This window comes from Mesorhizobium sp. M1A.F.Ca.IN.020.06.1.1, assembly GCF_004023265.1.
Lineage (GTDB): Bacteria > Pseudomonadota > Alphaproteobacteria > Rhizobiales > Rhizobiaceae > Mesorhizobium.
This window is the reverse complement of sequence record NZ_RZSR01000694.1, coordinates 1-3,301: the sequence shown is the minus strand read 5'-3', so window position 1 is coordinate 3,301 and position 3,301 is coordinate 1. Positions and strand designations below refer to the sequence as shown.

Annotated in this window: 5 protein-coding genes and 1 pseudogene; 3 read left to right on the top strand and 3 right to left on the bottom strand. The window is 63.2% G+C overall.

The window, feature by feature from the left end:
- The 3 genes from EOA60_RS39205 to EOA60_RS37775 form a co-directional block, all read right to left on the bottom strand.
- On the bottom strand, positions 1–176 hold a 176-nt coding region (locus EOA60_RS39205; RefSeq protein WP_348632720.1), incomplete at its 3' end, for an SOS response-associated peptidase family protein.
- A 104-nt stretch (positions 177–280) separates the two neighbouring features.
- Positions 281–499 (bottom strand): hypothetical protein, encoded by a 219-nt coding sequence (locus tag EOA60_RS25175; protein WP_066999287.1) that lies wholly within the window; start codon positions 497–499, stop codon positions 281–283.
- Between the two features lie 581 nt (positions 500–1,080).
- Positions 1,081–1,227 carry a hypothetical protein gene (locus EOA60_RS37775; protein WP_082954140.1) on the bottom strand — a complete coding sequence of 49 codons (147 nt, stop codon included), beginning with the start codon at positions 1,225–1,227 and terminating at the stop codon, positions 1,081–1,083.
- 230 nt (positions 1,228–1,457) lie between these two features.
- On the opposite strand from EOA60_RS37775, the gene EOA60_RS37770 reads away from it, so the two are divergent.
- From EOA60_RS37770 to EOA60_RS25165, 3 genes and pseudogenes are all read left to right on the top strand, one after another.
- Positions 1,458–1,616 (top strand): hypothetical protein, encoded by a 159-nt coding sequence (locus EOA60_RS37770; RefSeq protein ID WP_164748208.1) that lies wholly within the window; start codon positions 1,458–1,460, stop codon positions 1,614–1,616.
- Between the two features lie 238 nt (positions 1,617–1,854).
- Positions 1,855–2,922 (top strand): type III polyketide synthase, encoded by a 1,068-nt coding sequence (locus EOA60_RS25170; RefSeq protein WP_127334996.1) that lies wholly within the window; start codon positions 1,855–1,857, stop codon positions 2,920–2,922.
- Positions 2,919–3,301 (top strand): annotated as a pseudogene (locus EOA60_RS25165) (hypothetical protein); the annotation flags it as partial. The gene EOA60_RS25170 and the pseudogene EOA60_RS25165, both read left to right, overlap by 4 nt.

Below are 3,301 nucleotides of genomic sequence, written 5' to 3'. Positions count from 1 at the left end.
CCCCAGCGCAGCCGGGCGAGCTCGCGGCTGCCGTCGGCGGCATTGCGCACCACCGGCGCCGGCTGGTTCGGATAGATGTCGACCGAAGGTTCGAGATTGCCCGAAATGTCGCGCAGCGCTCGCGTCCACTGGCGGATCGCTTCCTGGCTTGTGGTGATGTTGTAAAGATTGCACATCGGCAGCATCCCCGTCCCGCCGATTGTTCCCATATTTTCCGCGGAGCGCAAACTGGTTGCCGGTGATGCGATGGCAAGCCACACGAATTGAGGATATCGGGCGCTCAGCGTCTGCGCCCGCCGCGCCGCTTTGGCTCGGCCGGCTCCGCGGCCGGCGGCTCGCCCGGCAGGCCCAGCCGGTGGCGTTCCTCCTCGGCGAAGGCTTCGGCTTCCGCGTGGATGTTGAACAGTTGATGGGCCAGCCGGCCGCCTTCGACGACGCGCACCAGCCATTGGCCGTTGATGAATTTTACGCGGACACTGTCTGGTTCGCCTGCCACCATGTGCAGCTCCAGCTCGTCGCCCTAAGAATTGCATCCTCGAACAGCAATACGATTTAACGCACGAAGGGTCGCCGCAAGCAACCGCTTATTATCCTCAGCAGGAGAATAGTTGCAAGGCACGAGCACACTTGATGTCGAAAATACAGATTTCCGGTAAGGGCCGTTCAAAATGGATAAAATCCAGACACTGAAAGCTTGAAGGACACCCTAGGTAGAATTCGACTTCGATGCGGCGCCCGGTCCGCGCAACGATACGCCTCTCGAGCGCTTTGGAGCGATTGTGAGCGCGTGCAGGTCCACCGCGGCAGCAGCGCTGGTTACGGACCCATCGGTGGTGTGGAGGGCTTGCTTGCAAGGCGCGCCGACGGCCCGGCAGCCTGGGGGGGTGTTTTGGGTTCGGCGGCCGGGCCTGACCGGAGTTTGCGAGCCTGCCGGCTACTTCGAACATGCGCTTGTACTAATGCAAGGGCAAGAACGACCTAGGCCCTAGGACCAAAGCAGTGGGAGGGGCGCAAACGGCCGAATACGAGCACCGGCCCGCGCGAGGCTCCGGCCCGCCTCCACAGAACATTTGCCCAGCATCAGAAACCGAAGAACTGCTTGCCCACGAGGTAGCCCAGCGCCACGACTGCCAGCGGGAACAGCGCCGGCGCTATCCTGCCGAATGGCGAGGATCTTATCTCGCCCGCAGGGGCGTTGGGCTTGGCGTTGCCGAGGTTCTTGGTCATGGGTCCGTTACCGGAATTCGCTGCCGGGTGACCAACAATATTAGAAAGCGCTGATTAATTTTCTCACAATTCGATTGATGCAATTTGCAGCTATCGCCGGTAGTCGCTCTTCGCCCGGGGGTGCGCTTCCCGCTTCCTTGCCGATACCGTCAATGTCGGACCGGGCGAGCGTTCTACCCGCCTGGGAACCCTTCCCGCCCTCGCCAGGTTGATATGCGAGGCGAACCACCATGCTAGATAGGCCCCCTGCCGAAAACCCGGGAAGGACCCTCGCCATCGTGCTGGCGGTCGGCCTCACCATCATCGCCTTGTTCTTTATCGGCTTCAGATATTCGGAGCGCGATCAGGGAGCCTTGATCGTGCCCGGAACGGTGCAGGGCAGCAAGTGATCGAGCCGAAATCCTTGCCTGCTGCTAGGGCGCGGAAAAGGCTGTAACACTTTGATTTGCCTATCATCCCCTTCAAATCTTTTAGTTTCGGGATCATACGCCAGGGGAAGAAACAGGTTTTCCGAAACGTTTATCGAACAGGCAACGGTCAGCGCTTGGCGCCTGCCAAGGCGCGCTCATGAGCAAGGAACCCCTCCGGCAACAGCGCGCACCGCGCCGAGGCCCAGGGAGACAGTACATGTCCGCTAACGCCTACATCAACCGGATCGCGACGGCGGTTCCGGAGCATGAAGTCCACCAGTTCTACCTGCGCTACGCGGCCTCCATGCTCTGCAGCGACCGCAGGAAACTATTCGAACGCATGGCCGGGCTTGCCGGCATTGACCGCCGCTTCTCCTGCTTTGCCCCGGCTCTCGACAACGAAGGGCCGTCGGTCGATCTCGGCGGGATCTTCAAGCGCGGGGCATTTCCCGGGACGGCCGCCAGAATGGCTATGTTCGCAGAGGCCGCCCCCGCGCTGGCGCAAAAGGGCGTCGACGGGCTGCATCTCGGCAACGAGGCTTCGCGCATCACACACCTCATCGTCACCACCTGCACCGGTTTCTCCGCGCCCGGCATCGACCTCGACCTGGTTCAGCGCTGCGGCCTTGCGGACGGCGTCGAACGCACGATGATCGGTTTCATGGGCTGCTACGCTGCGGTCAACGGCCTCAAGCTTGCACGCCACATCGTACGCTCCGATCCGGGGGCAAGGGTACTGCTGGTCAACATCGAGATCTGCACACTGCACATCAGGGAAACCACCGAACTGGAAAAGCTGCTCTGCTTCTGCCTCTGGGGCGACGGCTGCGCTGCGAGCATCGTCACCCCCGAGCCGCCCGGCATCGAGCTCGACTCCTTCCGCTGCGCCGTCGCGAACGAGCAGCGCGAACTGATGACCTGGGATATCCGCGACCAAGGTTTCGACATGGTTCTTTCCGGCAAGGTGCCGGCCGCTGTCCAGGAAGCCCTGCGCAGCAACCGGGACGCGATCCTCGCAGGCCGGGCGCCGGAAGCGATCGACCTCTGGGCTGTGCATCCCGGCGGCCGCAGCATTCTCGACGCCGTCGAAAGGGCGTTTGAACTCGAGCCCGCCGCGCTCGAGCCCTCGCGCGAGGTGCTGCGCCAATACGGCAACATGTCGTCGCCAACCGTCATGTTCGTGATGGAGAAGATGCTGAAGAAGCCGGGCGGGCTGCTCGGCTGCGGCATGTCGTTCGGGCCCGGGCTGACGGCCGAGACCATGCTGTTCAGGACCGTCTCATGAGTGCGCTCGCTGAACGCAGCCTCGTTCCGGAAATCCTGGACGGGCTCGCGGCCGACGATGCGCGGGCAATCCGCTCGCGCCGCGATCTCGCCCGCATCAACGCGCTGATGTTCCAGGCGCCGATCATGGCTTCGCTCATGCGGAAATTTTTGCCGAGGCCGCCGGGCCGCATCCTGGAGATCGGCGCCGGCGACGGCACCTTCATGCTCAAGGTGGCGCGCCGCATGGCAGTTGATTGGCGCGAGGTGGAACTGACGATGCTCGATCGCGTCCGCCTCGCCACGCCGAAGCTCGCGGCGGATTTCTCCGGGCTGGGATGGACGATCGAAACCATCACCGCCGACGCCTTCGATTGGGCGGAGAGGGCGGATGGCAGGGC

What these genes read in the sequence shown, in the direction of transcription:
- EOA60_RS37770 (WP_164748208.1), top strand. Translation starts at nt 1,458, where the DNA reads ATGCTAGATAGGCCCCCTGCCGAAAACCCGGGAAGGACCCTCGCCATC.
- EOA60_RS37775 (WP_082954140.1), bottom strand. Translation starts at nt 1,227, where the DNA reads ATGACCAAGAACCTCGGCAACGCCAAGCCCAACGCCCCTGCGGGCGAG.
- EOA60_RS25175 (WP_066999287.1), bottom strand. Translation starts at nt 499, where the DNA reads ATGGTGGCAGGCGAACCAGACAGTGTCCGCGTAAAATTCATCAACGGC.
- EOA60_RS25170 (WP_127334996.1), top strand. Translation starts at nt 1,855, where the DNA reads ATGTCCGCTAACGCCTACATCAACCGGATCGCGACGGCGGTTCCGGAG.